This window comes from Methylobacter sp. Wu8, assembly GCF_036440755.1.
In the GTDB taxonomy this organism is placed as follows: domain Bacteria; phylum Pseudomonadota; class Gammaproteobacteria; order Methylococcales; family Methylomonadaceae; genus Methylobacter_A; species Methylobacter_A tundripaludum_A.
On sequence record NZ_JAZGVT010000070.1, the window covers coordinates 99920 to 126855 of the forward strand.

26 protein-coding genes are annotated in these 26936 nt (G+C 48.6%); 19 read left to right on the top strand and 7 right to left on the bottom strand.

Features of this window, described 5'->3' with window-relative positions:
• The first annotated feature begins 48 nt into the window (after nt 1-48).
• The 5 genes from alaC to recJ all read left to right on the top strand — a co-directional run bounded on the left by alaC (nt 49) and on the right by recJ (nt 6133).
• A complete protein-coding gene (gene alaC / locus V3O24_RS13940; RefSeq protein ID WP_331307682.1) occupies nt 49-1233 on the top strand; it encodes an alanine transaminase in 1185 nt (394 codons plus the stop codon).
• Between the two features lie 23 nt (nt 1234-1256).
• Nucleotides 1257-2567 carry a homoserine dehydrogenase gene (locus V3O24_RS13945; RefSeq protein WP_104424995.1) on the top strand — a complete coding sequence of 437 codons (1311 nt, stop codon included), beginning with the start codon at nt 1257-1259 and terminating at the stop codon, nt 2565-2567.
• Between the two features lie 7 nt (nt 2568-2574).
• On the top strand, nt 2575-3654 hold the full coding sequence (thrC, locus tag V3O24_RS13950) for a threonine synthase (RefSeq protein WP_331307684.1): 1080 nt from the start codon (nt 2575-2577) through the stop codon (nt 3652-3654).
• Nucleotides 3655-3911: 257 nt separating this feature from the next.
• Nucleotides 3912-4193, top strand: coding sequence for a DUF1640 domain-containing protein (locus tag V3O24_RS13955; protein WP_104424997.1), 282 nt, complete (start codon nt 3912-3914; stop codon nt 4191-4193).
• A gap of 194 nt (nt 4194-4387) precedes the next feature.
• Nucleotides 4388-6133 (top strand): single-stranded-DNA-specific exonuclease RecJ, encoded by a 1746-nt coding sequence (gene recJ / locus V3O24_RS13960; protein WP_104424998.1) that lies wholly within the window; start codon nt 4388-4390, stop codon nt 6131-6133.
• Nucleotides 6134-6175: 42 nt separating this feature from the next.
• Here the strand turns inward: recJ and V3O24_RS13965 are convergent, their stop codons facing one another.
• The 5 genes from V3O24_RS13965 to V3O24_RS13985 are packed head-to-tail and all read right to left on the bottom strand — an operon-like array spanning nt 6176 to nt 8691.
• Nucleotides 6176-7219, bottom strand: a complete 1044-nt coding sequence (locus V3O24_RS13965; protein WP_331307685.1) for a peptidylprolyl isomerase — start codon at nt 7217-7219, stop codon at nt 6176-6178.
• Entirely contained in the window at nt 7220-7498 is a 279-nt protein-coding gene (locus tag V3O24_RS13970) for a BolA family protein (protein ID WP_104425000.1), read from the bottom strand.
• Nucleotides 7495-7797: a YciI family protein gene (locus V3O24_RS13975; protein ID WP_331307686.1), complete on the bottom strand. Its 303-nt coding sequence runs from the start codon at nt 7795-7797 to the stop codon at nt 7495-7497. The genes V3O24_RS13970 and V3O24_RS13975 overlap by 4 nt, the downstream gene beginning before the upstream one ends.
• A 3-nt stretch (nt 7798-7800) precedes the next feature.
• A complete protein-coding gene (locus V3O24_RS13980; protein WP_331307687.1) occupies nt 7801-8337 on the bottom strand; it encodes a septation protein A in 537 nt (178 codons plus the stop codon).
• 21 nt (nt 8338-8358) lie between these two features.
• A complete protein-coding gene (locus V3O24_RS13985; protein ID WP_104425003.1) occupies nt 8359-8691 on the bottom strand; it encodes a hypothetical protein in 333 nt (110 codons plus the stop codon).
• Nucleotides 8692-8809: 118 nt separating this feature from the next.
• Here V3O24_RS13985 and V3O24_RS13990 point away from each other — a divergent pair, with 118 nt between their 5' ends.
• The 12 genes from V3O24_RS13990 (at nt 8810) to truD (ending at nt 20243) form a co-directional block, all read left to right on the top strand.
• Nucleotides 8810-9112, top strand: a complete 303-nt coding sequence (locus tag V3O24_RS13990; protein ID WP_104425004.1) for a DUF1244 domain-containing protein — start codon at nt 8810-8812, stop codon at nt 9110-9112.
• On the top strand, nt 9109-9840 hold the full coding sequence (locus V3O24_RS13995) for a class I SAM-dependent methyltransferase (protein WP_331307688.1): 732 nt from the start codon (nt 9109-9111) through the stop codon (nt 9838-9840). Before V3O24_RS13990 ends, V3O24_RS13995 begins: the two co-directional genes overlap by 4 nt.
• 13 nt (nt 9841-9853) lie before the next feature.
• The gene (locus V3O24_RS14000; protein ID WP_331307689.1) at nt 9854-11086 is read left to right on the top strand and encodes a hypothetical protein; all 1233 of its coding nucleotides are present in this window, start codon (nt 9854-9856) and stop codon (nt 11084-11086) included.
• Between the two features lie 177 nt (nt 11087-11263).
• Entirely contained in the window at nt 11264-12229 is a 966-nt protein-coding gene (accA, locus tag V3O24_RS14005; protein ID WP_331307690.1) for an acetyl-CoA carboxylase carboxyl transferase subunit alpha, read from the top strand.
• Between the two features lie 7 nt (nt 12230-12236).
• Complete coding sequence (tilS, locus tag V3O24_RS14010) at nt 12237-13592, top strand: tRNA lysidine(34) synthetase TilS (RefSeq protein ID WP_331307691.1); 1356 nt, start codon at nt 12237-12239, stop codon at nt 13590-13592.
• A 99-nt stretch (nt 13593-13691) separates the two neighbouring features.
• Complete coding sequence (locus tag V3O24_RS14015) at nt 13692-15359, top strand: CTP synthase (RefSeq protein WP_331307692.1); 1668 nt, start codon at nt 13692-13694, stop codon at nt 15357-15359.
• Entirely contained in the window at nt 15359-16192 is an 834-nt protein-coding gene (kdsA, locus tag V3O24_RS14020) for a 3-deoxy-8-phosphooctulonate synthase (RefSeq protein ID WP_331307693.1), read from the top strand. The genes V3O24_RS14015 and kdsA overlap by 1 nt, the downstream gene beginning before the upstream one ends.
• Before the next feature lie 13 nt (nt 16193-16205).
• Complete coding sequence (gene eno, locus V3O24_RS14025) at nt 16206-17486, top strand: phosphopyruvate hydratase (protein ID WP_331307694.1); 1281 nt, start codon at nt 16206-16208, stop codon at nt 17484-17486.
• A gap of 86 nt (nt 17487-17572) precedes the next feature.
• Nucleotides 17573-17842, top strand: a complete 270-nt coding sequence (locus tag V3O24_RS14030) for a septum formation initiator family protein (RefSeq protein ID WP_331307695.1) — start codon at nt 17573-17575, stop codon at nt 17840-17842.
• A gap of 71 nt (nt 17843-17913) precedes the next feature.
• On the top strand, nt 17914-18606 hold the full coding sequence (gene ispD, locus V3O24_RS14035) for a 2-C-methyl-D-erythritol 4-phosphate cytidylyltransferase (RefSeq protein ID WP_331307696.1): 693 nt from the start codon (nt 17914-17916) through the stop codon (nt 18604-18606).
• A complete protein-coding gene (ispF, locus tag V3O24_RS14040; RefSeq protein WP_331307697.1) occupies nt 18603-19076 on the top strand; it encodes a 2-C-methyl-D-erythritol 2,4-cyclodiphosphate synthase in 474 nt (157 codons plus the stop codon). The genes ispD and ispF overlap by 4 nt, the downstream gene beginning before the upstream one ends.
• 147 nt (nt 19077-19223) lie before the next feature.
• Complete coding sequence (truD, locus tag V3O24_RS14045; RefSeq protein ID WP_331307698.1) at nt 19224-20243, top strand: tRNA pseudouridine(13) synthase TruD; 1020 nt, start codon at nt 19224-19226, stop codon at nt 20241-20243.
• Between the two features lie 306 nt (nt 20244-20549).
• On the opposite strand, the gene V3O24_RS14050 is transcribed toward truD, so the two are convergent.
• A complete protein-coding gene (locus V3O24_RS14050; RefSeq protein ID WP_331307699.1) occupies nt 20550-22244 on the bottom strand; it encodes a carbamoyltransferase N-terminal domain-containing protein in 1695 nt (564 codons plus the stop codon).
• A 511-nt stretch (nt 22245-22755) separates the two neighbouring features.
• Between V3O24_RS14050 and V3O24_RS14055 the strand changes: the two genes are divergently transcribed.
• Nucleotides 22756-23340: a hypothetical protein gene (locus V3O24_RS14055; RefSeq protein WP_104425043.1), complete on the top strand. Its 585-nt coding sequence runs from the start codon at nt 22756-22758 to the stop codon at nt 23338-23340.
• A 48-nt stretch (nt 23341-23388) separates the two neighbouring features.
• Here V3O24_RS14055 and V3O24_RS14060 read toward each other — a convergent pair whose 3' ends face one another.
• On the bottom strand, nt 23389-23931 hold the full coding sequence (locus tag V3O24_RS14060; protein ID WP_331307700.1) for an HPF/RaiA family ribosome-associated protein: 543 nt from the start codon (nt 23929-23931) through the stop codon (nt 23389-23391).
• A 558-nt stretch (nt 23932-24489) separates the two neighbouring features.
• On the opposite strand from V3O24_RS14060, the gene V3O24_RS14065 reads away from it, so the two are divergent.
• Complete coding sequence (locus V3O24_RS14065) at nt 24490-26910, top strand: ATP-binding protein (RefSeq protein WP_331307701.1); 2421 nt, start codon at nt 24490-24492, stop codon at nt 26908-26910.
• The last annotated feature ends 26 nt before the right edge of the window (nt 26911-26936 follow it).

A 26936-nucleotide genomic window follows, 5' to 3' on the forward strand; every position in this document is an offset into this window, starting at 1 on the left:
CAACATTTTTTAACTTTAACTTAAACACCGGTTTTTCAAGAGCAGTCAATGGAACAATTTCAAAGAATAAGTCGATTACCTCCCTACGTTTTTAATATTGTTACTGATCTGAAAGCCAAAGCACGAGCGGCCGGGGAAGATATTATCGATTTCGGCATGGGCAATCCCGATCAGGCCACGCCTGACCATATCGTCAATAAATTGATTGAGTCCGCCCAACGCCCCGATACCCATCGGTATTCGGTTTCCAAAGGCATCCCCCGGTTAAGAAAAGCCATCTGCACCTGGTATAAAAACCGCTTTGATGTCGATTTGGACCCGGATACCGAGGCGATTGTGACGATAGGTTCAAAAGAAGGTTTGGCGCATTTGGCGTTGGCAACGTTAGGGCCAGGGGATGTCGTGCTGGTGCCGAACCCCGCTTATCCGATCCATCCTTACGGCGTGGTGATTGCCGGGGCCGATCTCAGGCATGTGCCGATGGTTCCGGGCGGCGATTTTTTCGATGAGCTGCATAAGGCCATCATCGATTCATGGCCCAAGCCGAAAATGCTGATCCTTAATTTTCCGGGCAATCCGACCACGCAGTGCGTGGAGCTGGACTTTTTCGAGAAAATTATCGCTGTCGCCAAAGAGCATAACATCTGGGTGGTACAGGATATTGCTTATGCGGACATCGTTTTCGACGGCTACAAAGCACCGTCGATTCTTCAGGTCGAAGGCGCAAAAGACATCGCGGTCGAGTTTTTCTCACTGTCGAAAAGCTACAACATGCCGGGCTGGCGTGTGGGCTTTATGTGCGGCAACAAAGAACTGGTAAGCGCATTGGCGCGGATTAAATCTTACCTGGACTACGGCACGTTTACGCCGATTCAAATTGCCGCGATTGCAGCCCTTGAAGGCCCGCAGGAATGCGTGGCGGAGATTGCCGAGATGTACCGGAAACGGCGCGATGTGCTGTGCGACGGTTTAACCGCAGCAGGATGGCCGGTTGAAAAACCCAAAGCCACGATGTTCGTTTGGGCGCGTATCCCCGAAGCGTATCAACACATGGGTTCGCTCGAGTTTTCAAAAAAACTGCTGGCGGAAGCGAAAGTGGCGGTTTCGCCGGGCGTCGGTTTCGGTCAGCATGGCGACGATCATGTCCGGTTCGGCCTGATCGAGAACGAACACCGGACGCGCCAAGCGGTTCGCGGCATACGCAATATGATGAAGAAAGACAAGGTCATATAATAATTTTTTAACTGGAGTTTGATTTGAAACCGGTAAAAGTAGGTGTATTAGGATTGGGTACTGTCGGCGGCGGCACCGTCAATGTGTTGAAGCGGAACGCGGCGGAAATCGCCCGCAGGGCAGGGCGTGAAATTATTATCACCCGCGCTTCGGCCAAGGATTTAAACAAGCAGCGCATTTGCGACACGCAAGGCATCGCCTTAACGACCGATCCTTATGAAATTATTAATGACCCCGAAATTGAAATCGTTCTGGAGCTGATCGGCGGGGCCGGCCCGGTCAAAGACATGGTGCTGAAAGCCATAGAAAACGGCAAGCATGTCGTTACCGCCAACAAGTCGCTGATTGCATTGCACGGCAACGAGATTTTCGCCAAAGCCGGCGAAAAAGGCGTGATCGTCGCGTTCGAAGCCGCTGTCGCCGGCGGCATTCCGATAATCAAAGCGATACGCGAAGGCTTGAGCGGCAACCAGATCGAATGGCTGGCGGGCATTATTAACGGCACGGGTAATTTCATCCTGACCGAAATGCGCGACAAAGGCCGTGATTTTGCCGACGTATTGGCCGAGGCCCAAGCCCTGGGTTACGCGGAAGCCGATCCTACCTTTGATGTGGAAGGCATAGACGCCGGTCATAAATTGACCATCCTGGCATCGATCGCTTTCGGCATCCCGTTGCAGTTCGACAAGGTTTATACCGAAGGCATTACCAAAATCACCCGTACCGATGTCGAGTATGCGGAACAGCTGGGTTACCGCATCAAGCATTTGGGTATCGCCCGCAAAACGCCGGAAGGCATCGAATTAAGAGTGCATCCGACGCTGATCCCGGAACGTCGTCTGATCGCCAACGTCAACGGCGTCATGAATGCCGTTTTGGTTAAAGGCGATGCGGTCGGGCCTACGCTTTATTACGGAGCCGGAGCCGGAGCCGAACCTACCGCATCGTCCGTCGTCGCCGATGTGATCGATGTGGTCAGGGCCTTGACCAGCGACCCGGAAAACCGCGTGCCGCATCTGGCGTTTCAGGCCAATGCCTTAGTGGACATTCCGGTATTGCCTGCTGACATGTTCAGGACCGCTTATTATTTGCGGCTTAATGCGGAAGATAAACCGGGCGTTTTGGCTGAAGTGACCCGTATTCTGGCCGAGCATCAAATAAGTATTGAAGCCATCAGCCAGAAAGTACCGCTGAACAATGAAACGTCGGTACCGATTATCATACTGACGCAAATCACGCTGGAAAAAGAAATGAACGCGGCTATCGCTGAAATTGAAGCGTTAAAAACCGTTAGCGGTAAAGTCAACCGCATCCGCCTGGAAACTTTGGGATAAATAAAACATGTCTACGCAAAAACACTACACCGGCTTGATTGAACGCTACAGAGACCGCTTGCCGGTCAGCGCAAGCACCCGCATCATCAGCTTGAACGAAGGCAATACGCCGATGATTCAACTGCAAAACATTCCCCGCTTGATCGGCAAGGATGTTGAGATTTACGTCAAGTTCGAAGGCTTGAATCCGACCGGTTCATTCAAGGATCGCGGCATGACCATGGCGGTTACCAAAGCCGTGGAAGAAGGCAGCCAGGCGATTATCTGCGCCTCAACCGGCAATACCTCCGCCGCTGCCGCAGCCTACGCGGCGCGCGCCGGCATCAAAGCTTTCGTGTTGATACCCGAAGGCAAGATTGCCCAGGGCAAGCTGGCGCAAACGCTGATGTACGGCGCTGAGATTATCCAGATTAACGGCAACTTCGATAAAGGCATGTCGCTGGTTAAGGAAATCGCCGACCATGCGCCGGTCACCATCGTGAACTCGATCAACCCGTTCAGGCTTGACGGACAAAAAACCGCCGCCTTTGAAATCGTCGATGACCTCGGTTTCGCGCCCGACTATCACTGCCTGCCGGTCGGCAATGCCGGAAACATAAGCGCATACTGGAAAGGCTATACCGAATATGCCGCCAGTCGTGTGTGCAGCACTCGCCCGGTCATGTGCGGTTATCAGGCAGCCGGGGCCGCGCCGTTCGTCGCCGGTCACATGATTGACGAACCGGAAACCATTGCCACGGCGATACGCATCGGCCATCCGCAATCCTGGGATTTTGCCTGGGCCGCGCAAAAAGAATCCGGCGGCTGGTTTGACAAGTTCACCGACGAACAGATTTTAGCCGCGCAAAAAATGCTGTCCCAGTATGAGGGCATCTTTTGCGAGCCGGCTTCGGCGACATCTTTAGCTGGAGCCTTGCAGGACATCGGTTCCGGTAAAATCCCCGAAGGCAGCAAAATTGTCTGCACCTTGACCGGTAACGGCTTGAAAGATCCCGATACCGCTATCTCGCAATGCGCCGCAGCGCATCCGGTGACGATTGAAGCCAGTCTGGATGCGGTTAAGCGGGCTATTTTGGATTGTTTATAAAGACAAATTTCACCACGAAGACACGAAGTTCACGAAGAAAAATAAGGCAAAAACTTCATGTTCTTCGTGTCTTCATGGTGAATTAATCCATTTTTCTGCAACTCATCCGAGAACGATCAAATAATGTAAAGCCGATGGCGATGTCGGCATATTCGACTTACGAAAACGGTGTTCGTCAATAGTGTGCGAATGCGCTCTTGTTCGGATTACATGGGTAGCTTACACTTTACAGATAGTTATTTTTCAGGAGATGCGTTATGACGGCTGTGACATTTGATACGCTTAAATTCGTTGAAAAACTAAAATCTGCGGGTGTACCCGAAGAACAAGCCAAAGCAATGTCGGAAGCTTTCCGTGATGCATCCGGTGAAGCTGATTTAGCAACCAAGCGCGATCTTAAAGATACTGAATTAAGATTAGAGTCACGCATTGACAAGCTCGATACGCGTATGGGAGGGGAGTTGATGCTGGTAAAATGGATGCTTGGCGTTATTATTGCGGCTGAGGCTATGCCGTGGTTTGTTAAGCTATTTACATAGCTAAGCAAAGTTCACTGTGCGTACCTTTTTTGAGAGTTAGGGATTTAATTAAAGCCCAACCTTCTATCTTTTGGCACGCGCACGGCACGCCCTACGCTAAGTTTTCAATAAAACCTTCGTGTTCTTCGTGTCTTCGTGGTGAATTTTTGTAAAATTTAAAGCCGACCAATGTCGGCTTTTTTATTGGAAACCCCATGTATTATCAAGGTGTAAAAAAAACCATAGTTACCCGTCCTGTCCCGAAAAAACGCGCTAACCTGGGCCAAATGCATCCCATATTGGAGCGCATCTTTTTAGCCAGGGGCTTAACTTCGGAAGCGGAACTGGACAGGACGCTGGCAAAACTGCCGTCGCCGTGGCTGCTGTCGGGCATGGAAGCTTTGGTCGGGCATTTGATCACGGCAATCAATGAGCGGCAAAAAATTTGCATCGTGGCTGACTTCGATGCCGACGGCGCTACCAGTTGCGCGGTGGCTATCAAGGGCTTGCAATTGCTGGGGGCTGGGGAAGTTTTATTTGTTGTACCCAACCGCTTTGAATACGGTTACGGCTTGACGCCTGAAATCGTCGATCTGGTTCAGCTGCAAAACCCTGATGTGATTATTACCGTCGATAACGGCATATCCAGCATAGACGGGGTTAGGGTAGCTAAAGAGTTGGGCATAAAAGTCCTGATCACCGACCATCATTTGCCGGGTCATGAGTTGCCTGTTGCGGACGCCATCGTCAATCCGAATCTGGCCGACGATCAATTCCCCAGCGGCGCGCTTGCCGGTGTCGGCGTTATGTTCTATGTGTTGATGGCTTTAAGGAGCCGGTTAAGGGAACAGAACTGGTTCGAGCTTAACCAGGTTCAGGAGCCTAATCTTGCCCAACTGCTTGATTATGTCGCATTGGGTACGGTCGCCGACGTGGTGGCGCTGGATCAAATCAACCGGGTTCTGGTGCATCAGGGTTTGTTAAGAATACGCACGGGGCGGGCGCATCCGGGGATCAATGCACTGATCGAGGTATCGGGCAGAAAACCTGAAGCCATTTTTGCCTCCGATTTGGGTTTTGCGCTGGGGCCTAGGCTTAATGCGGCAGGGCGTATGGACGATATGTCGCTGGGCATTCAATGCTTGCTGACCGATGACCCGGCGCTGGCAAAAACAATGGCGCTGCAACTCGATGAGCTGAACAATGACCGGCGGGAAATCGAAGGGCAAATGAAAAACGAGGCCACGGCCTTGTTAAGTGAGATGAAACGCCTGGATGAGCACCATTTGCCGGCGGGGGTCTGTTTGTTTGATGCAAACTGGCACCAAGGTGTTATCGGTATTTTGGCGTCGCGGATTAAAGACCAACTGCATCGTCCCGTTATCGCCTTTGCGCCTGCCGGAAAAGACGAGATAAAAGGCTCGGCCCGCTCGATTCCCGGCGTTCATATTCGAGATGTGTTGAGTGACATTGCCGCCGCACATCCTAAATTGCTGAGTAAATTCGGCGGACACGCGATGGCCGCAGGTATGAGTTTAAAAATGCACGACTACCCGCCTTTTGCGCTGGCTTTTGATGAAATGGTCAGAAAGCGTCTGGCAACTATCGATCTGGAGCAAAAAATCTATTCCGACGGCGAGTTGACCGAACAGGAAATGACTATCGAATTTGCCGATTTGCTGCAAAATGCCGGTACTTGGGGGCAGGAATTCCCCGAGCCCGTGTTCGACGGGGTTTTCGATGTGATTCAATCGCGTATTCTCAAGGAACGGCATCTTAAATTGGTACTGAGAAAACCGCACGGCAATTTGTTGATCGATGCGATTGCTTTTTATGTGGATAAGCCGGAGAACTGGTTGGGGTTGCGGCATATCAAGGCGGCTTACAAACTGGACATCAATGAGTTCAGGGGTAATCGTAGCGTGCAGTTTATAGTGCAGTATCTGGAAAAAATCACATAAAAAAGGGCGGATAAACCGCCCTTTTTTGCAGATAACGCAATACTATTTTTGGGGTTCAGCAGGCGCTGCTGAGGGTGCGGGTTCTGCTGCCTTTTCAGCCGGTTTGGCGGGTTCTTCCGCTTTAGCCGGTTCCGTTGCTGCGGGAGCCGCCGCTTTATCGGCTTCAGCAGGCGCTGCTTCGGTAGCCGCAGGTTGTTGCTCTGCTGGAGCTGCGGCGGCTTCGGTTTTGGGTTTTTCGTCGGTCAACGGCACCAGAATTTCTACTTTCGCCTGTTTACGCAATGTTTCTATCATCTCTTGAACTTTTTTGCGTTGCAGGAAAGGCATCAGTTGGTCTTTAACCGCTTCCAATGGAGGAGGCGTTAATGCACGCGAATCTTCTTTTAAAATCACATGGTAGCCAAACTGAGTCTTAACGGGCTCTTTAGTGTATTTGCCTTTTTCCAGTGCGGCCACTGCTTCAGAGAAAGGAGCAACCATTTGCGCGGCGGAAAACCAGCCCAAGTCGCCGCCATTTTGCGATTCTTTGGCATCCAATGAGTTCTTGTTGGCTAATTTCGCAAAATCTGCGCCTTTATCCAATTCAGCGATCAGTTTTTTAGCTTCCGCTTCGGTTTTAACCAGGATATGGCTTGCCTTGTACTCAGTACCCTTTTCAGCGGCAACTTTGCTGTCGTATTCGGCTTTGATTTCCGCATCGGTTACCGGGTTGGCTTTGAGGAAGTTTTGCAGGTCGGCTTGAGTTAACAATGCTTTTTTCGCGGCTTCAAGCTGTGCTATGAGTTCAGGCGATTTGTCCAGTTGCTTTTGTGTGGCGTCTTGAACCAGCAATTCGCGCTGAACGAGTTCCTCAATCAGTTTTTCTTTAGGGAAGGTCTGTCCGTGGCTACGTTCGGCAATTTCTTTTTCCAACGTTTCAAGCGTTGATTTGGCGATATACTGACCGTTGACGACAGCAACAGCATCAGCTTTATCAATAGCAGGGGCAGCAGTCGTAGCAGGAGAAGCGCTGTCAGCGGCTTTTTCTTGGTTACAACCGGCAAGCAATGCCGTGCCGACAACAAGCAGAGGGATAAATTTTTTCATTTATAATTTTCCTTTGGTTTCTTCAGAGGGTGAGAGAGCATTAATGCCTAAGGCATGAATTTGTTGTTTCATCATGTCGCCCAGCGCGTTATATATAAGCTGGTGCCGCTGAACTAAAGATCGCCCCTCAAAAATTTCAGCGACGATAGTGACATGATAGTGTCCTCCGCCGCTACGTGCGCCGGCATGTCCGGCATGCGCCGAACTGTTATCAATGATTTCTAAAAGCCCCGGATTAAAGGCTTCATTCAGCAACTGTTTGATTAATTCGGATGTCATTGTGGCAAGACCTTTTTAAATGGTTTAACGGTAACTTTGGCGTAAACCCCGGCGTCGATATAGGGATCAACATCCGCCCACTGTTGGGCCGCTGTCAGGCTGTCAAATTCGGCAACCACCAGACTGCCGGTAAAACCGGCCGCTCCGGGGTTGTCACTGTCAACTGATGGGTGAGGGCCGGCTAAAATCAGCCTGCCGGCATCCTGTAACTCTTGCAGACGCTTGAGATGCGCCGGACGCACGGATAGTCTTTTTTCCAAGCTATCCGCTATGTCTTCGCTGATAATGGCATATAACACGTTTTATTCCTCTGTATCGGGTATGTATTTATATAAAAAGACCATTTGCAGCAAAATGAAAACAACCATTAAGGCCGGTACGCCGAACGTTTTAAAGGTAACCCAATCATCGGTGTCGTAATTGTACATGACATAAAGGTTGATAAAGCCTACGCTGATAAAAAAGCCGGCCCATAGGGTGTTTAATCGTTTCCAGATCAACGTGGGCAGGGTTAAGCTGCCGGACAGCATTTTTTCAATGAAGGTTTTTTTACCAACATATTGGCTACCCAAAAAGGCTGCGCCAAACAACCATTCTATGATGGATAGTTTCCATTTGATAAATTGCTCGTCCTGCAAATAGAGGGTTGCGCCGCCCATCACCAGGATCAAGCCCAAGGTAATCCACTGCATGGTTTCAACCTTGCGGTGTTTAAACCATGCGTAGACTACCTGAATGATTGTTGCCACGATGACAACGGCGGTAGCGACATAAATATCGTAAAGTTTAAACGCGATAAAAAATAAAAGTATAGGGAAAAATTCGAAAAGCTGTTTCATTAGTAGCCGAAAGTGGGGTGGTCAGGCGTAAGCATCTATTCCTGTTATCAATTGAGCACGTTGATCTTGCAGTGGCGCATTGAATTCCTGGGTGTAGGCGGAAAGTGCTCTTAAGGTTCGCGAGTTGGTTGGTTTGATAATATTGTCCTGGCTTGACGAATCAATGGCTAGGCTAACATTATCCAGCGTTTTTTTAATCTCTTCGGGTGAAGAGGCTTGATTAGATTTTTTGTTTTGCTCATCTATTGAAACAGAGAGTTCATTTTTATCTTTATTTTGCGCACTATTATTCCGGCCAACTTTCTGGTTCAGGCTAATAGGCTGAAAAATTAATGATGAACTATGAATTCTCATATATGAGGTGAGTCGTTATGCATATCTAACTGTTGTTCATTGTAAAATCTTTGATGCGGAATGTACATGCTTGAATGGTCGTTTCTGCTAGAATATCGATTATTTTTGGAGCGGATCTGTGGATAAAAACACAAAAACAGAACTAGAGGCCGGCGCGTTCAGACGTTTAGTCGGTCATTTGCAAAAAAACACCGACGTTCAAAATATCGACTTAATGATTTTGGCTGATTTTTGCAGAAATTGTCTGGCCAAATGGTATATGGCGGAAGCGGTGGAACAGGGCGTAGAGATGGATTATGAGCAGGCTAGGGAAGTCGTTTACGGTATGCCTTATAACGAATGGAAAGATAAATTTCAAACCGAAGCCACTGCGGAACAGTTAGCCGCTTTCGAACGCAAACAACAAGCCAAATTACAATGACAGACAAATACGATGCTATATTTTCCGGCGTTATCGGCCAAGATTATGAGCTGCTCAACTTAATCTGCCCTTTAGCAACCAAAATGAGCCGACTGGTAGGGGATGCGGTCTCGGACTATGCTGCGCATACAACCGGTAATCTCACAGTGGTGGAACTGGGCGGCGGCACAGGGATTACCACTTTATCGCTGCTAACCGCGTCGGACAAACTGAATATCTTGAGCATTGATAACGAGCCGGTCATGCAGGAACAGGCCAAAAAGCATCTGCATAAATGGGCGACAGAAGGCAGGCTGGCTTTTTGCGGCGATGATGCGTTAACGGCATTGAAAAACATTGCAACCGGTAGCGTCGATATAGTGGCTTCCGCTTATACCCTGCATAACTTTCTCGATACCTATCGCAACGAAGTCATACAAGAAGTTTTCAGGATTTTGACACCGGGCGGCCGCTTCATTAACGGCGACCGTTACGGCTTGGATGATGTTTCCAAGCATACGCGTACTGTCCAGGACGAAGTCAGCGGTTATTTCAAGGTATTAACCCAGATTAACAAGCTGGACGTACTGGAACACTGGATAGTGCATTTGTTTAGCGATGAATCGGAAAACCACGTTATGCGCGAATCAGTGGCGTTAAAACAACTGCGCGATGCCGGTTTTTCAAGCATCACCCTGAGCCACAGACTTGAAGTCAATGCGCTGGTGACAGCGACAAAGCCCGACTGATAAAAAGCGACCCATGAAGCATATTTTTCTGTTACTTGTGATGACGACCCAACTAAGCGGCTGCGCGAGTTTGGGCAAAGGTATGGCTGAAGCCTTTCTGGAAAAACAGCAAGCGGTCGATACCCGTCTTTGCGAAATATGGGGCAAGCCTTTCAAAGGACTTGCGCCGAATCTGGGTAATAAACAAGGCAAAATGAAGGTGCTGATGGTGCATGGGGTGGGCGATCATTCGCCGGGATACTCCACGCAATTTATAGAAAAACTGGCTAAAGAACTGGATTTACCGGTGATGTCGTCGCAGTATAAAAACATCGGCCTAACCAGCCGCCTGGATAACAGCAAAAACCTGGGCAACTTGAGAATCAACCGATTTTTAAGCAAAGACAGAAGCAAGGAGTTGCTGTTTTATGAATTAACCTGGTCCATCATTACCGCCAAGCAAAAAGAAGTGCTGGCCTATGATAATTCAGGGGAATATTCATTTCGCAGAGCCGAAGTCAATAACATGATGAAGCTGTTCTCCAATGATACCGGGCCTGATCCGATTATCTATCTGGGAGAGAGCAGGAATGACATATTGGTTTCATTCGGCCAATCTTTCTGCTGGATGACCAAAAGCAACTGGAACGACTTGCCTGACGATAAAGTACAAGCCTGTTCATTTAATGACGACAGCGCCGCAAAAAACATGCTGATTGATCAGTATGCCTTTGTTTCGCACAGCCTGGGCAGTCGGATTATTGTTGACGGTATGCAACGCATTGCTTCTTTAGTGGACCAGCGCGACGCTGATTTCAGTGCGGCATTAAAGCGCAAAGAAATCCCCATTTATATGATGTCCAATCAACTGCCGATGTTGCAGTTGGGGGAAAAACTACCCGATGTCAGCAATCAAAAAGAAGCGTATTGCAAGGAGAATGGAGAAAAGTACAGTCAACGCATGTTGGCTAAAACACCGATCATTGCCTTCAGCGACCCTAACGATTTGCTCAGTTATGCGATTCCGCACGGCTTCGTGGAAAAATATCTGGATTCAAGGTTATGCACTGAAGTCACCAATGTTAATATTAATGTGGCGACCATCCTTGACGCATTCGGTCTGGGTAAATTCGCCAACCCTATCGACGCCCATGTCGGTTACGATACCGATGACCGAGTGATTGCGCTTATCGCCAAAGGCATTGGCGACTCCAATACCTCCGGGGTTGTGAAAGACCGTTGCCGATGGGTTGAGACGATAGATTAGGCGGGAGTTGTGCCGGACCCGAGACGAATATTTTGCGCCAGGCACGAATCCAGCGCTGTGAACTTTTGCGAGCATAACGAAAGCGATGCTCGGAATAATCTGGAATTTATTTAGAATAAATTGCTGAATTTCTATAAAATTACCCATTACTGTAACAATTCTTCAGATCAAGTCTACATGGACCTAAAATTTCTCGATTTTGAACAACCTATCGCTGAATTAGAAGCGAAAATTGAAGAACTCCGCAATGTCGAGTTCGACAATAATATTAATATTTCCGATGCGATTAAGCAGCTGGAAGATCGAAGCCAAGCGCTGACAGAGACTATTTTTACCGATCTTTCCGATTGGCAGATTTCTCAGCTATCCCGGCATCCGGGTCGTCCCTATACGCTGGACTATGTCGAACATATTTTTACCGATTTTCATGAGCTGCATGGCGACCGCGCTTATGCCGATGATCCGGCTATTATTTGCGGATTAGCGCGCCTTAACGGAGAGTCGGTTATGGTGATCGGCCATCAAAAGGGCCGCGATACCAAGGAAAAAATTTATCGCAACTTCGGCATGCCGCGCCCGGAAGGTTACCGCAAGGCGTTACGCATGATGAAAATGGCGGAACGTTTCAAAATGCCGGTTATTTGCCTGATCGACACGCCGGGAGCTTATCCGGGCATCGGCGCGGAAGAGCGCGGCCAAAGCGAAGCTATCGCCAGAAACCTGTTTGAAATGGCCAAGCTCAAAACGCCGATTATCTGCACCATCATCGGCGAAGGCGGTTCCGGCGGTGCGTTGGCCATCGGCGTCGGCGACCGTTTAATCATGCTGGAATACAGCACGTATTCCGTAATTTCCCCGGAAGGCTGTGCATCCATTCTGTGGAAAAGCGCCGATAAATCACAATTGGCTGCCGAGGCGATGGGTATTACTTCGGATCGTATACGTGAGCAGGGATTTCTCGATGAAGTCGTCAGGGAACCTTTAGGCGGCGGGCATAGGAACTTTAAAGCGATTGCCTCGAATTTGAAGGAAGCGCTGGTTCGCCATATGCACGAGTTGAAGAGTGTACCCGTTGATACAATGATGGAAAGGCGCTATCAACGGATTATGAATTTTGGGGTTTTTGAGGAAAGCGGGAAGTAACGCTTAGGTGCAAGGCGAAAGGCGAAAAGCGAAAGGTTCGCTGCTTTACGAGGATTTCCACGAGAGTATTTCCAGGCTTGATCTTGAGCACGGGCGGCAAAGGCTTTATGTCGCCTATAGTGGCGGAGTAGATTCTCATGTGTTGCTGCATTGTTGCGCTTCAATACCTCGACCCAAAGATAAGATTACCGCCGTTTACGTTCATCACGGCCTGCAAGCCGAGGCTGAATCCTGGGCTAAGCATTGCGAAAAAACGGCAAAAGAACTAGGCGCCGAGTTTTTAACGTTACGGGTTAATGCCAAACCGACGCCGGGCGAAAGTCCCGAAGAAGCCGCCAGAAACGCCCGATATGACGCGTTAAAATCGCTCATTAACGCCGGGGATGCGTTGCTGCTTGCCCAGCACCGGGAAGACCAGCTGGAAACGGTGTTGCTGCAATTGTTTCGCGGCAGCGGCTTGCGAGGACTATCCGGGATGCCGGAGCGCATGGCTTTCGGGGCGGGCGTTATGCTCAGGCCTTTTCTGGATACGCCCAAGCAGGCGATTATCGATTACGCTCATGCACATCAGTTAAGCTGGGTTGAAGATCCCAGCAACCAAAGTAATGATTATGACCGTAATTTCCTGCGCAATGCGGTTGTGCCGTTACTGAAACAGCGCTGGCCTGCAATCGATAAAACCGTAGCCCGTTCGGCAAAGCATTGTGCCGATGCACAGTTGCTGGTCGAGGAAGTCGCTGATGAATTGTTCGGCGCGGTTTTAAATCCAGAAGACAAGACCTTATGTATCAGCTGGCTGATGGAACATCACAGCCATCCGCGGCAACTTATCCTCAGGCATTGGTTTCGGTACTTGGGGCTAAAAATGCCTTCGCAGGCTTTTATCGGGCGAATTTTAAGTCAGGTGGTTGCGGCGGGCGAGCATCGCGATCCGGTATTGTCAGGACAAGGGTACAACATTCGCCGTTACCGGAATAAACTGTATTGTCTGACGAATCAATCGGCACAAGAATCCCTGCAAGACCTTGTTTGGCCTGTCGGACAAATGTCGATAAAAGTCAGCCATGACCGGACATTATTCTGTGTGCCTTCATCGACAGGGATACTCCGTGAACAATGGCTAAACGCTAAGGTCGAGATCAGATTCCGCAGGGGCGGTGAAAAAATCTGCCTGCCGGGGCGTCAAGGTCATCATTCGCTGAAAAAACTGTTTCAGGAAGCGGCTATTCCGCCGTGGGAAAGGGATGTGACGCCTTTGGTTTACCTGAATGGTAAGCTTGCCGCCGTGGGCGATAAATGGATCAGTGCCGCGTTCTACGATGAAAAACCTCAGGCTTGCGTCAGTTTGTCCCTGCAAAGTTAAGAATTAAACCCAAAAGACAATGACGAATTTTGTATTGTCGATTAAAATGCACCAGTTTTACCTAACTTCATCAGTTTTCACTGAAGTCTAAAATCCTACATGACAAAATACATCTTCATTACCGGCGGCGTCGTCTCGTCACTTGGCAAAGGCATTGCCGCATCTTCGCTTGCCGCTATTCTTGAGTCTCGCGGCCTCAAAGTCACCATGACCAAGCTCGATCCTTACATCAATGTCGATCCGGGTACGATGAGTCCTTTTCAGCACGGCGAGGTGTTTGTTACTGAAGACGGTACCGAAACCGATCTCGATTTAGGTCATTATGAGCGGTTTCTTAAAACCACGATGACTAAAAAGAACAGCTTCTCGACGGGACAGGTCTACGAAAGTGTTTTGCGCAAAGAGCGTAAGGGCGAATATCTGGGCGCGACGGTCCAGGTTATCCCGCATATTACCGATGAAATTAAGCGCCGTGTATACGAAAGCGCCGACGACTGCATCGATGCCAGCGGCAGGATAACCCAGGGCGCGGTCGATGTCGCCTTGATTGAAGTCGGCGGTACGGTAGGTGATATTGAATCCTTGCCGTTTCTGGAAGCTATCCGGCAGATGCGTTTTGAGCTGGGCTCCGAACGGTCGTTGTTTATTCATTTAACACTGGTGCCGTACATTCGTTCCGCCGGTGAAATAAAAACCAAGCCGACCCAGCATTCGGTAAAAGAACTGCGCAGTATCGGCATACAGCCGGATATTTTGATTTGCCGTTCCGAACAGCCGATACCGCACAGCGAACGCCGCAAAATTGCGTTGTTTACCAATGTGGAAGAAAAGGCGGTTATTTCTGCGGTCGATGCTGCTTCGATTTACAAGATTCCGTTGTTATTGCATGAACAAGGCTTGGATGACATTGTCGTCAACAAGCTGCGTCTGGACGTGCCTCCGGCGAATCTGACCGAATGGGAAGCGGTCGTTGATGCGCTGGAACATTCCGTCAATAAAGCGACCATCGCCATTGTCGGTAAATATGTCGATCATTCCGATGCTTATAAATCATTGAATGAAGCGCTGATACACGCCGGTATCCGCACCCGCACCAAGGTCAATATTGTTTATATCGACTCGGAAACGATAGAGGATGAAGGCGTTGCCAAGCTGAAAGGCATTGACGCCATTCTGGTGCCGGGCGGCTTCGGCGAGCGCGGCGTGGAGGGCAAAATTGCCACGGTCAGGTATGCGCGGGAAAATAAAATCCCTTATCTGGGTATTTGTCTGGGCATGCAGGTTGCCGTTATTGAGTTTGCCCGCAATGCGGCCGGATTGGAAGGCGCGCACAGCACCGAATTCTTGCCCAAGTCGCCGCACCCGGTGATCGGCTTGATTACCGAATGGATGTCCGAGGACGGCCAGTTGGAAATCCGCAGCGAAGACTCCGATTTGGGCGGTTCCATGCGCCTGGGCGGTCAGCAATGCCGGTTGCAATCGGATTCACTGGCTTTCCAGCTATACCAGAAAGATGTGATTACCGAAAGGCATCGGCATCGTTACGAGTTTAACAGCCAGTACCTGGAAAAACTGGAACAGGCCGGCATGCGTTTTTCCGGAAAATCTATCGACGGCCGTCTGGTCGAAGTGGTGGAAATACCCGATCATCCGTGGTTCCTGGCTTGCCAGTTCCATCCTGAATTCACCTCGACGCCGAGAAAAGGCCATCCGCTGTTTTCCGGTTTTGTCGTCGCGGCTGTTGAACATAAAAAAGGTACAGTGTAATGAAATTATGTGGTTTTGAAGCGGGTCTGGATCAGCCGTTTTTTTTGATAGCCGGGCCCTGCGTTATCGAGAGCGAGCAACTGGCGCTGGACACGGCGGGTTACCTTAAGGAATTAACGACCCAGCTGAATATCCCTTTTATCTACAAGTCGTCTTTTGATAAAGCCAACCGTTCGTCGCACGAAAGTTATCGCGGTCCCGGCGTGGAAGAGGGGCTAAAAATACTGGAAAAAGTCAAACAGCAAATCGGCGTGCCGGTGTTGACCGATGTGCATGAAGATACGCCGCTGGCCGAAGTCGCGTCGGTCGTTGACGTGATGCAAACGCCTGCGTTTTTATGCCGGCAAACCAATTTTATTCAGCAAGTTGCCTCTCATGGCATTCCTGTCAATATCAAAAAAGGCCAGTTCCTGGCGCCTTGGGATATGGTGCATGTCGCCAACAAAGCCAAGGCGACCGGAAACCAGCAGATTATGGTCTGCGAGCGCGGCGTATCGTTCGGCTACAACAACTTGGTTTCCGACATGCGCTCATTGGCGGTCATGCGCGACACCGGTTGCCCGGTGGTTTTTGATGCGACGCACTCGGTGCAACTGCCCGGCGGACAAGGCACGGTATCAGGCGGACAACGCGAATTCGTACCGGTATTAGCCAGAGCGGCGGTAGCGGTAGGCATTGCAGGACTGTTTATGGAAACCCATCCTAATCCCGCGGAAGCAAAAAGTGACGGCCCCAACTCCTGGCCTTTACACAGAATGAAAGAATTACTGGAAATTTTATTAACTATCGACAAGGCGGTAAAAACAACCGGCCTGATCGAAACAACTCTCTAAATAAGGAAACATAATGACTGCAATAGTAGATATTCGTGCAAGAGAAATTTTAGATTCACGCGGCAACCCGACCCTGGAAGCGGACGTAATTTTGGCGTCCGGCGTGATCGGCAGCGCTATGGTTCCATCCGGTGCATCGACCGGCGAACGCGAAGCGATAGAATTGCGCGACAATGACAAAGGCCGTTATTTGGGTAAAGGCGTATTAACAGCGGTTAACAACGTTAATACTGAAATTCGCGCCGCGGTTGTCGGTATGGATGTTGCCGACCAAGCGGGCATCGACAAAAAAATGATCGCATTGGACGGCACTGAAAACAAAGGCCGTTTAGGCGCCAATGCGATTTTGGCAGTATCGATGGCGGCGGCTCATGCAGCGGCTAAAGAAGCGGGCGTACCTTTATACCGGCACTTGAACACCAGCGGTAAATTCGTGATGCCGGTACCGATGATGAACATCATCAACGGCGGCTCACACGCGGACAACAGCGTTGATTTGCAAGAATTCATGATCCTGCCCGTCGGCGCTCCTACTTTCCGCGAAGCTATCCGTTACGGCGCTGAAGTTTTCCATAACCTGAGCAAAGTTTTAAAAGGCAGAGGCTTGGCAACGACTGTCGGCGACGAAGGCGGATTCGCACCTAACCTGTCTTCTAACGAAGAAGCGATTGAAGTCATTCTGGAAGCGATCGAAAAAGCAGGTTACAAAGCCGGCGTCGATATTTACTTAGGTATGGACGCAGCCAGCTCCGAATACTACAAAGACGGCCGTTATGAGTTATCGGCGGAAGGCAGAAGCTTCAACTCTGTTGAAATGAACGATTTCTTTGTCGAATGGGTTAATAAATACCCGATCATTTCTATCGAAGACGGCCTGGATCAAAACGACTGGACCGGCTGGAAAGATCAAACCGAAAAATTGGGCAACAAAATCCAATTGGTTGGCGACGATTTGTTCGTGACTAACCCCGCTACTTTAAAAGAAGGCATTGAGAAAGGTATTGCCAACTCAATTCTGATTAAAGTAAATCAAATCGGTACTTTGACCGAAACGTTGGATGCGATTAACACCGCTCACGCGGCAGGTTACACCGCTGTCGTATCGCATCGTTCAGGCGAAACCGAAGATACCACCATTGCCGATTTGGCCGTTGCAACAGGAACAGGACAAATCAAAACCGGTTCTTTGAGCCGTTCCGACCGTGTCGCCAAGTACAACCGCCTGATGAAGATTGAAGAAGAGTTAGGCGAGTTGGCGGTTTACGCAGGCCGTAGCGCGTTTAAAATGCTGTAAAAAAGCAGACGAAGGGCGAAAGGCGAAAGACAAAGGGTGGAAATCATGAGTCTTGCGCCTTTAGCCCTTAGCCTTTTGCCTCATCCATGAAAATCCTCATTGCAATCATCATCCTGTTGATTATCCATTTTCAATACCGGATATGGATTGGCGACGGCAGTGTTGCGCAGATTGAAGCTTATCAACAGCGCCTTGATGTTTTGAAAAAACAGGCCGAGGAAAAAAGACAGCGCAACGAAGCGCTTTACGCTGAAGTGCTGGATTTAAGAAAAGGACAGGAAGCCATTGAGGAGCGGGCCAGGGACGAATTAGGGATGATTAAGGAAGATGAAACGTTTTTTCATGTGCTTGAATAAGGCGAAAGACGAAAGGCTAAGGGTGAAAAAAGCACCAGCCTTTCGCCTTCAGCCCTTCGCTTTTTTTATCCATGACCCATTCAATAAAATTCTGGGCTATCGTGCCCGCTGCCGGTGTCGGCAAACGTATGCAGGCCGATCGGCCTAAACAATATCTGGAACTTGCAGGGAAAACAGTCATAGAACATACCCTGTTACGCTTGTTGCAGGCCGATGTTTTTGCAGCCATTGCCGTTGCGGTTTCCGAGGAAGATCCTTACTGGCCTGAGCTGGCCGTATCGCAACATAAAAAAATCATCGCCGCTCCAGGCGGCAAAGAGCGGGCAGATTCCGTGCTCTCCGGGTTAAAGACCATCAGAGATCAGGCGTCCGATGAAGACTGGGTATTGGTGCATGATGCTGCCAGGCCCTGTATTACAGCGTCCGATATTCACTATCTGATTGATTCGCTGGTTAACGACGACGTGGGCGGAATTCTGGCTTTGGCATCGCCCGACACCTTAAAACAGGTGCAAGGTAACAGTATCACCGGAACGCTGGATAGAAGCCATATCTGGCGGGCATTGACGCCGCAAATGTTCCGTTACGGCATGTTAAAAACCGCACTGGAACAGACGCAAGGAAATCCGGCCATCACCGACGATGCCAGCGCCCTGGAATTACAAGGGATGCAGCCGAAAATTGTCGAGGGCCGTCCCGATAACATCAAAATCACCCGCCCGGAAGACCTGGCATTAGCGCAATTTTATATGGAGCAACAATGATTAGAGTAGGTCAAGGTTACGATGTTCACCGCTTCAAAGACGGCGGCGACGTAATACTAGGCGGGGTAAAAATACCTTACGAACAAGGCCTGGAAGCGCATTCCGACGGCGACGTGGTTTTGCATGCCTTGTGCGATGCGATATTGGGCGCGGCGGCCTTGGGCGACATCGGCAAGCATTTTCCCGATACCGATCCCGAATTTAAAGGCGCCGACAGCCGCGTGTTATTGCGCCATGTTTACGGCATCGTGCAGGAAAAAGGCTATAAGCTGGTCAATGCGGATATTACGATTATTGCCCAAGCGCCTAAAATGTCGCCGCATACAGCCACGATGTGCCGCAATATCGCCGACGACTTGCATGTCGATGTCGATTGCATCAACGTCAAAGCGACCACCACGGAAAAGCTGGGTTTTGAGGGACGAAAGGAAGGCATTGCCGTGCAGGCGATAGTCCTTATCGAAAAGTAAATTCAGACATAAAGAATGGAACACGGATGGCACGGATTAGGCTGATAACCGCTGATTAAAAGCAATCAGCAAACTTGGTTGCGGCTTTTAAAATCCGTTTAAATCCGTCTGATCCGTGCCATCCGTGTTCCGTTGAATAGTTGCCTTATGCAAAATATTGAAATCCCCATCTGGCCTTACGTTTACGGCGGGCCGTCCGGCACCGGCAAAATCCGCAGTTTACCCGAAGACTTTATCGTTAAAGAAAATCTGTCGTTCGAACCGTCGGGTGATGGCGAACACGTTTTCTTGCAGATAAAAAAGAAAGGCGAAAATACCGAATATGTCGCAAGGCAGTTGTCCAGGTTCGCCAATGTCAGGCAGCGCGATGTCAGTTATGCGGGCTTAAAAGACCGCTACGCCGTCACGACGCAATGGTTCAGCGTCTGGTTGCCGGGCAAAGCCGATCCTGACTGGACGCTGTTTGAATCGGACAGCATCAAGGTGCTGCAAGCTGTGCGCCATGCCAGAAAGCTCAAGCGCGGCGTATTGTCGGGCAACAGTTTTAAGCTGATTATCCGCAACTGGCAGGGGGATCAAGCAAAAACCATCCGACAACTGGAGCAGATTAAAGTCAACGGCATCGCCAATTATTTCGGCTCGCAGCGTTTTGGCAATGAGGGCCAGAATGTCAGCAAGGCTTTGGGCATGTTTGAGGGAGCGAAAGTGGGCCGGGAGCAACGCAGCATCTATTTGTCGGCGGCCCGGTCTTATCTGTTTAACCTGATTTTGGCTGAACGGGTAGCTCAAAATAACTGGAATCAGCCGGTTGTCGGCGACACCTATCAATTCGATCTGTCGCACAGCTGTTTCCAATCGGATCAGCCGGACGCTGAAATTATCCGACGGCTAGAAGCAAAAGAAATTCATCCCACCGGCGTGTTATGGGGCAGGGGAAATGCCGATGTGTCCGTCGATGCGCTCGCTATTGAACAAGCCGTTATCGATACGCACCCGCAATTGGTTCAGGGATTGATGGCGAGTGATGTTGACCGGGATAGACGCGCCTTAAGGGTTAACGTGCAGGATTTACGCTGGCAGTTTATTGATGATGCGGTGTTAGAGCTTTGCTTTACCTTACCGGCTGGGAGCTACGCCACGTCGGTGTTGCGGGAAATTATTGTATAAAAAGAACACCACGAAGACATGAAAAGCACGAAGAAAAACATAAAACTTCGTGCTCTTCGCGCCTCGGCAATTGCTCCTGCATTGCTCTACCTCCTGCATCCATGCAGTCGTTCGTGGTGAATCAAAGTTTTAATCAGCGGTTTACCACGTTGTACTTAGGAATGTGCATGAAATAATTTGAGTAAGTTTTATTTTTCATTTTTTAACCATGAAGGACATGAAGAGCATGAAGGACATGAAAGGTTTAAGTCTTCATGTCCTTCATGCTCTTCATGGTAATTGCCTAAATTAATTTATGCACGATCCTTAGTCGGTTTTTCTAAGTAAAAACGGCCCCAAAACCAACGCATCCAGACCGGCGGCCTGAAAGGCGCGAATAGCCTCGTCGGCAGTCCGAACAATAGGCTCTTCGTGCATATTGAAGCTGGTGTTAATGACGCTGGGTACGCCTGTAACATCGTAATATTCTTTAATAATATCGTAATAGTCCGGGTTGTCTTCCCGGCGTAACACTTGCGGGCGCGCCGTGTTATCGATATGCACGGCGGCGGGAATATTTCTTTTCGCCAGGTCGGAAACATGGTAGGTAAGCGTCATAAAGCGCGCGGTAATATGATCTTCTTCCCATTCCGGGAAATATTCCTTCGCATGTTCCTGAAGGATAACCGGGGCAAAAGGCATGAACTCGGTGCGGGCAAACTTTTTGTTCAGCCAATCGTTAATGGTTGGATCATTGCACGCCGCCATTACGGTGCGATTGCCCAAGGCGCGAGGGCCGTATTCCATCTTGCCGTCGGCGCGCGCAATCACCTTACCGTCGGCTAATAATCCGGCAACGGTCAATGCAAGATTGTCGGGTTCTTCATACGCGAGTCCCTGTTTTTCGAGTGCGGCTAATGCATTATCGCGGTTAATTTCGGTGCCCAGATAAACTTGCTGATTAAACTGGGGTTCAAAACCCTGATTCAAACGTGAGTAAAGCTCAAATGCGGCGCCTGTCGCCAAACCGCCGTCACCCATGTTCGGATGTACATAAATGGTTTCAACTTCCGGCAACGCCAGGATCAGTTGATTCAGTTTTACATTGGAAAATACGCCGCCGGCTAAGGCCAATTTGGCGACTTTTAATGCTTTGGCTTGATCTTGCACCCACTTGCAAATCAATTTTTCGGTATAGGCCTGAATACCGGCCGCTACATCTTCTTTGGACAGATCGGCGCACAATTCCTTAATAACGGATTGGCCAAGGTCGGACCCGAATTTTAGAACAACCCGGACCAATTTAGAGTCAAAAAGTTCATCCCAATTTTCTCTGTTGGTATGCGCAAGTAAACGGGATAATAACGGCTCCGGCTTACCGAAAGCGGCCAAACCCAATACTTTGCCTTCATGTCTGCTGGGCTTAAAGCCTAAGTAAATGGTAACGGCGGAGTACAATAGACCGATGCTGTTTATCTGATGCAAATGGTCTACATGCCGTAACTTTCCGTGTTCGCCTATCCAAACCGAACCCCAGGAAAAGTCGCCTACGCCGTCCAAAGTAATCACACCTACACGTTCGTTGCCAAAAGGCGAGGCATAATAAGCCGATGCGGCATGGGCTAAATGATGTTCGACCGTTTGATAGGGTTTTTGCGCCAAAATCCCTAGCGGGGTTTTACGCCGGTGAAATACGCGACGATAACGCTCAAATTGCTTTTTCCAGAAAATACTTCTGACTGACGTATCGGTTTTCGCCACCTTGGCCATATGATCGTAATATCGGTTAAGATAAGGTATTTGTTGCCGGCGCGATAAATTAGCCTTGGCGACTATATCAACATCTTCAGCGTTCAATCCCGCTATAGCTAAAGCTTCATCGATTGCGGCATGAGGAAAGGAGCCGTCATTTTTAATCCTGGAAATACGTTCCAATTCAATAGAAGCAACCAATTTGCCATCGATTAAAATTGAAGCGGCGGAATTATGATGGCAACGATCATTAATGCCGAGAATAATCATAAAAAACTCCAAAGAAATTGTTCTTAAGGTGGAAACTATGGCGGATGCAATCATTATCCGCTGGGTGAATATGTCATAATCCGTCAACAGAGACATTTTATCATATATAAAGTTCATGTAATCAACGCCCCCCTTAAGGGGCTCATGGGGTATCAGCAATCCGAGTTAACGCGATTAACAGGATGAGGAGATAAAAACAGTTTATAACGCCACTTGCATAGAAAAATAGAGTTTGGAAAGGGGGATGATTTAAACAGTATTCAGTAAAATGAGGCCGACTCAATGCATTAAAAATAGTATAAGTATGTTGTTTATATAGTTATTATATTTATCGTCGGCAAGTATTTGGCCTGTATTTTAGATTTTTAGCGCTAAGTTGTGTGAGCATATAAGTTATGTGGATTCGATAATAAAATAAATAATTTTCATTATCTGTGGTTAAATGCAAGCCTAAATCATATTGATTTTTTAATTTTCAATGCCGCTCATTTTCTTTATACAGGAATTAATTATGCAGACTAAACTTGAATTCTTGCTGGATAAAATAAAAGTCCTGGAAAACGAACTGGTCGATGAGTTACAAAAGCAACAGGAAGAGTTTGCCTACGAAGTTACTAAACGGCGGGTTTATTTTGAAGAAAACGTTATTATTCGGCATAAGGAATATGCCAAACATTTATTTAAATATATAACCGATGCGAAACTGAAACATATAATCAGCGCTCCATTTATCTGGATGTGTATTTTCCCTGTGATATTAATGGATGTAACTATCAGCCTGTATCAGGCAGTCTGTTTCCCTATTTACGGTATCCCCAAAGTAAAGCGGCAAGACTATATCGTCTTCGATAGACAATATCTCAACTACTTGAATCTTATAGAAAAGATAAATTGCGCCTATTGCAGCTATGTCAATGGCTTGTTTGGTTATTTGCAGGAGATAGCCGGTCGCACAGAACAATTCTGGTGTCCGATTAAACACGCCAAACGCATTAAAAACTTACACAGCCGCTATCAGAAATTTACCGATTACGGCGATGCCGAAACATATCGCTCTAAACTTGAGCTAACCCGGCATGATTTTAACGATTTATAATAAAATCAAGGCATGCCTGAATAACTCATTAGCCCGGAACATTCGTTGCTAAGGGTAAACAATACTGGCTTGCGGGCCGAGATCGTCGGTTTCTTCGATATAGCGAATTTCATCGCCCACTTTTAACGAATCAAACCCGGTCCCTGATACACTGTTTCGGTGGAAATAAATTTCCCGGCCATCTTCCGATTCAATGAGGCCGTGGTCTTTTTCCTGTAATAACCGGATTACGGCGCCTCTGCTTTGCAAGTCATGCGTTTTAACCTTACCGCGTTGAATTCGTGCGTAATCCTCCAGTTGTCTGGTCGCAGCATCAAATGCATCGCGGATCGCTACGTAAACATCTTCATAAGCCTGCTTGTCATGGTGCTCTCGGCTGATGACCAATTCCTTGCGCGGCGTAGTGATGTCAATGCGGATATGGTATTGATTGCCTTGATGGTGATGGTGATGTTCGGCTTCGACCGCAACCCGGCAACTCATAATATGCGAGTGGAATCTGTCCAGTTTGCCCGCTTTTTCGCGAATTCTGGCTTCTACAGCATCAGAATGAGGTATTCCGCGAAAAGTGATTTGTAATGGGATTTGCATGTTAGTCACCTTATTGAACTTAGCTAAAAGCAAGAGTTTACTGTTGCTGGAGCAAGGAATAATTAAATCTTCATCTTTTTCTGCGTTATATTGAATTTAACTGCCCCTTTATTTGTTTTATCGGCATAATCAAAAATATTAAATAATAAACCTATCAGTTAAAGAGTTCCGGTTTTATTTCTTTATAAATAGTATTAAATGCTGATAGTGAAACAAAAAGTTCAGTGTAAACCTATTGGTATAAATACTTAGAGCCACAGTAGTTTCAGTATTGCGCTGAAAGATAAATGAATCTTTATGGCAGTTTGATAGGCGGCATGGGTGGGACCGCCGGTTATATCTGTCCAAACAGTGTCGGGAACAATGTTCTGGAAATGCGCTTAAATGGCGGTTATCATCAAAATACGGATCTCATTGCTGTGTCCGGTGTGTTTAATGGTCGATATTTAACTTAAAATCGGTCATAACCTTTATTATACGGTAATCATTTTTTACACAAACGCATGCTTAATGCTGGCAATCAATAAAACCAAGCTCTCCGCGAAGACTATATAACCTATGAAAAACAAACCGTTGGATCCTGCGCAACTCTATAAGCCATGCAATATTGAACAATTAAAATTCAACTCCACCGAGGAGCTTGAAGACATAGACATTACCGTCGGCCAGCAACGCGCCGTAGATGCCGTCAAATTGGGTATCCGCATGCATAAAAACGGCTACAACATCTTCGCAATGGCGCCTTCCGGCACAGGCAAACTGACTACCGTAAGACAGTTGGTCGAGCACGAAGCCAGCCGCCAAAACATTCCTTCGGATTGGTGTTATGTCAACAACTTTAATCAGCCTGCCAAACCGAAAGCGATTAAGTTAATGCCGGGGCAAGGCAAGGTTTTCAAGCACGATATGGCGCAGTTGATTGACGAGTTAAGCATCGCCATTCCTACAGCGTTTGACGGTGAAGAATACCGTTCCAGAACGGGTGAGATTGAAACCGAATCGCGGCAACGGGAAATAAGCGAACTCAACCAGTTACGCGAAGAGGCCGTTAACGCCCATATTATCCTGACGGAAACTCCGACCGGTTACGCATTTTCGCCGTCCGATGAAAACAACGAGATTATCAGCCCCGAGCAGTTCGGCAAGCTGGATAAAGACAAGCAGCACGAAATTCAAAAATCCATTTTTGAGTTGCAGGAACGCCTGGCCAAGCTGCTGAAAAATTTTCCGATCTGGCGCAAGGAAACCAAACGCAAGCTTCAAGCGCTCAACCGCGAAGTTGCTGAGCAGGCCGTCAATCATTCCATAGACGATCTGATCGAAAAATACGCCAAACAAGAGGCCGTCCTTGACTACCTGAATGAGGTTCAGAAAGATATTGTCGAACATGTGCTGGATTTTCTTCCGCGTAGCGAAAAGATGTTTCCTTTCATGGAATTGCAGCAGGAATCCAACCCGTTTAAACGCTATTACGTTAACCTGATGGTGGATTTCAGCGACAAGAAATCGGCGCCGGTCATTTACGAAGACCATCCCAATTACAGCAATCTTGTCGGCCGTATCGATCATCAGGCCTATATGGGGTCACTGGTCACCGACTTCACGATGATCAAGCCCGGTGCGCTGCATAAGGCCAATGGCGGCTACCTGATTATCGATGCCCGGAAACTGCTGACTCAACCTTATGCCTGGGATACGCTTAAAAGGACCCTTCAGTCCGGCGAAATCCGTATTGAATCGTTGGAGCGGGCGCTCAGCCTGATCAGCGCCTCATCGTTGGAGCCTGAATCGATTCCGCTTAATTTAAAGCTTGTCCTGATGGGCGAGCCGCTGATTTATTATCTGCTGAGCCAGTATGATCCTGAATTTCATGATCTTTTTAAAATCGCGGCCGATTTTGACGAATCGGTTTCCAGGGAAGACAGCGTTAACGATTACGCCCGTTTGCTGGCGACGATCGCACGCCGCGAGAAGTTACGACCGCTGAGCCAAAATGCAGTCGCCCGGATTATAGAACACAGTTCCAGGATGGTCGGCGATGCGGAAAAACTGCTGACTCATTTGCGCAGTATCACGGATTTGTTAACGGAATCGGACTATTGGGCCGAAAATAACGGTCACGAACATATCGTTAACATCGACGTGCAACAAGCCATCGATCACAAAACTCATCGGCTGGATAAACTCAGGGAAAAGCTGTACGAGAATATACACCGGGGCACCGTATTAATTGACACGGAAGGCCGGGTCACCGGTCAGGTCAACGGCCTTTCGGTATTGCAGCTGGGCGAATTCAGTTTCGGGCAACCCTCACGGATCACTGCAACCACCCGCTTAGGCAGCGGCAAAGTGGTGGATATTGAGCGCGAAACCGAATTAGGCGGCGCTATTCATTCAAAAGGCGTATTGATCTTATCGAGTTTTATCGCCTCCCGGTATTCCAGAACAACGCCGTTCTCGGTAGCGGCTAGTCTGGTGTTCGAGCAATCCTATGGACATATTGAAGGCGACAGCGCCTCTCTGGCCGAGCTTTGCGTTATCCTGTCGTCGATTGCCCAGGTCCCGTTACGGCAGGATCTGGCGATCACCGGTTCGGTCAATCAGCTGGGGAATGTGCAGCCGATAGGCGGGGTTAATGAAAAAATAGAAGGTTTCTTCGATATTTGCACCCAAAAAGGTTTAACCGGCAGTCAGGGAGTGATCATTCCCGCCACTAACATTAAGCATTTGATGCTGCGCTGGGATGTGGTGCATGCCGCTAAATCCGGCCAATTCAGTATTTACGCGGTATCAACCGTAGATGAGGCGTTTGAGCTACTGACCGGAATGGAGGCCGGCGTTACCAACGAGCAAGGCGTTTATCCGCCGGAATCGTTTAACGGCCGGGTTGACGCACAGCTGTCGCAATTTACCAAAATTAAAAAGGAGTTTAATAGAAAACAGATTAAGGAAGCATCAAACCCAGGTTCGGACGACTGAAGCTTGTGACATCCCTATGTCCCGGC

Coding starts and splice junctions, on each gene's coding strand:
- alaC (WP_331307682.1), top strand. CDS start 49: ATGGAACAATTTCAAAGAATAAGTCGATTACCTCCCTACGTTTTTAAT.
- thrC (WP_331307684.1), top strand. CDS start 2,575: ATGTCTACGCAAAAACACTACACCGGCTTGATTGAACGCTACAGAGAC.
- V3O24_RS13955 (WP_104424997.1), top strand. CDS start 3,912: ATGACGGCTGTGACATTTGATACGCTTAAATTCGTTGAAAAACTAAAA.
- recJ (WP_104424998.1), top strand. CDS start 4,388: ATGTATTATCAAGGTGTAAAAAAAACCATAGTTACCCGTCCTGTCCCG.
- V3O24_RS13965 (WP_331307685.1), bottom strand. CDS start 7,219: ATGAAAAAATTTATCCCTCTGCTTGTTGTCGGCACGGCATTGCTTGCC.
- V3O24_RS13970 (WP_104425000.1), bottom strand. CDS start 7,498: ATGACATCCGAATTAATCAAACAGTTGCTGAATGAAGCCTTTAATCCG.
- V3O24_RS13980 (WP_331307687.1), bottom strand. CDS start 8,337: ATGAAACAGCTTTTCGAATTTTTCCCTATACTTTTATTTTTTATCGCG.
- V3O24_RS13985 (WP_104425003.1), bottom strand. CDS start 8,691: ATGAGAATTCATAGTTCATCATTAATTTTTCAGCCTATTAGCCTGAAC.
- V3O24_RS13995 (WP_331307688.1), top strand. CDS start 9,109: ATGACAGACAAATACGATGCTATATTTTCCGGCGTTATCGGCCAAGAT.
- V3O24_RS14000 (WP_331307689.1), top strand. CDS start 9,854: ATGAAGCATATTTTTCTGTTACTTGTGATGACGACCCAACTAAGCGGC.
- accA (WP_331307690.1), top strand. CDS start 11,264: ATGGACCTAAAATTTCTCGATTTTGAACAACCTATCGCTGAATTAGAA.
- V3O24_RS14015 (WP_331307692.1), top strand. CDS start 13,692: ATGACAAAATACATCTTCATTACCGGCGGCGTCGTCTCGTCACTTGGC.
- kdsA (WP_331307693.1), top strand. CDS start 15,359: ATGAAATTATGTGGTTTTGAAGCGGGTCTGGATCAGCCGTTTTTTTTG.
- eno (WP_331307694.1), top strand. CDS start 16,206: ATGACTGCAATAGTAGATATTCGTGCAAGAGAAATTTTAGATTCACGC.
- V3O24_RS14030 (WP_331307695.1), top strand. CDS start 17,573: ATGAAAATCCTCATTGCAATCATCATCCTGTTGATTATCCATTTTCAA.
- ispD (WP_331307696.1), top strand. CDS start 17,914: ATGACCCATTCAATAAAATTCTGGGCTATCGTGCCCGCTGCCGGTGTC.
- ispF (WP_331307697.1), top strand. CDS start 18,603: ATGATTAGAGTAGGTCAAGGTTACGATGTTCACCGCTTCAAAGACGGC.
- truD (WP_331307698.1), top strand. CDS start 19,224: ATGCAAAATATTGAAATCCCCATCTGGCCTTACGTTTACGGCGGGCCG.
- V3O24_RS14050 (WP_331307699.1), bottom strand. CDS start 22,244: ATGATTATTCTCGGCATTAATGATCGTTGCCATCATAATTCCGCCGCT.
- V3O24_RS14055 (WP_104425043.1), top strand. CDS start 22,756: ATGCAGACTAAACTTGAATTCTTGCTGGATAAAATAAAAGTCCTGGAA.
- V3O24_RS14060 (WP_331307700.1), bottom strand. CDS start 23,931: ATGCAAATCCCATTACAAATCACTTTTCGCGGAATACCTCATTCTGAT.
- V3O24_RS14065 (WP_331307701.1), top strand. CDS start 24,490: ATGAAAAACAAACCGTTGGATCCTGCGCAACTCTATAAGCCATGCAAT.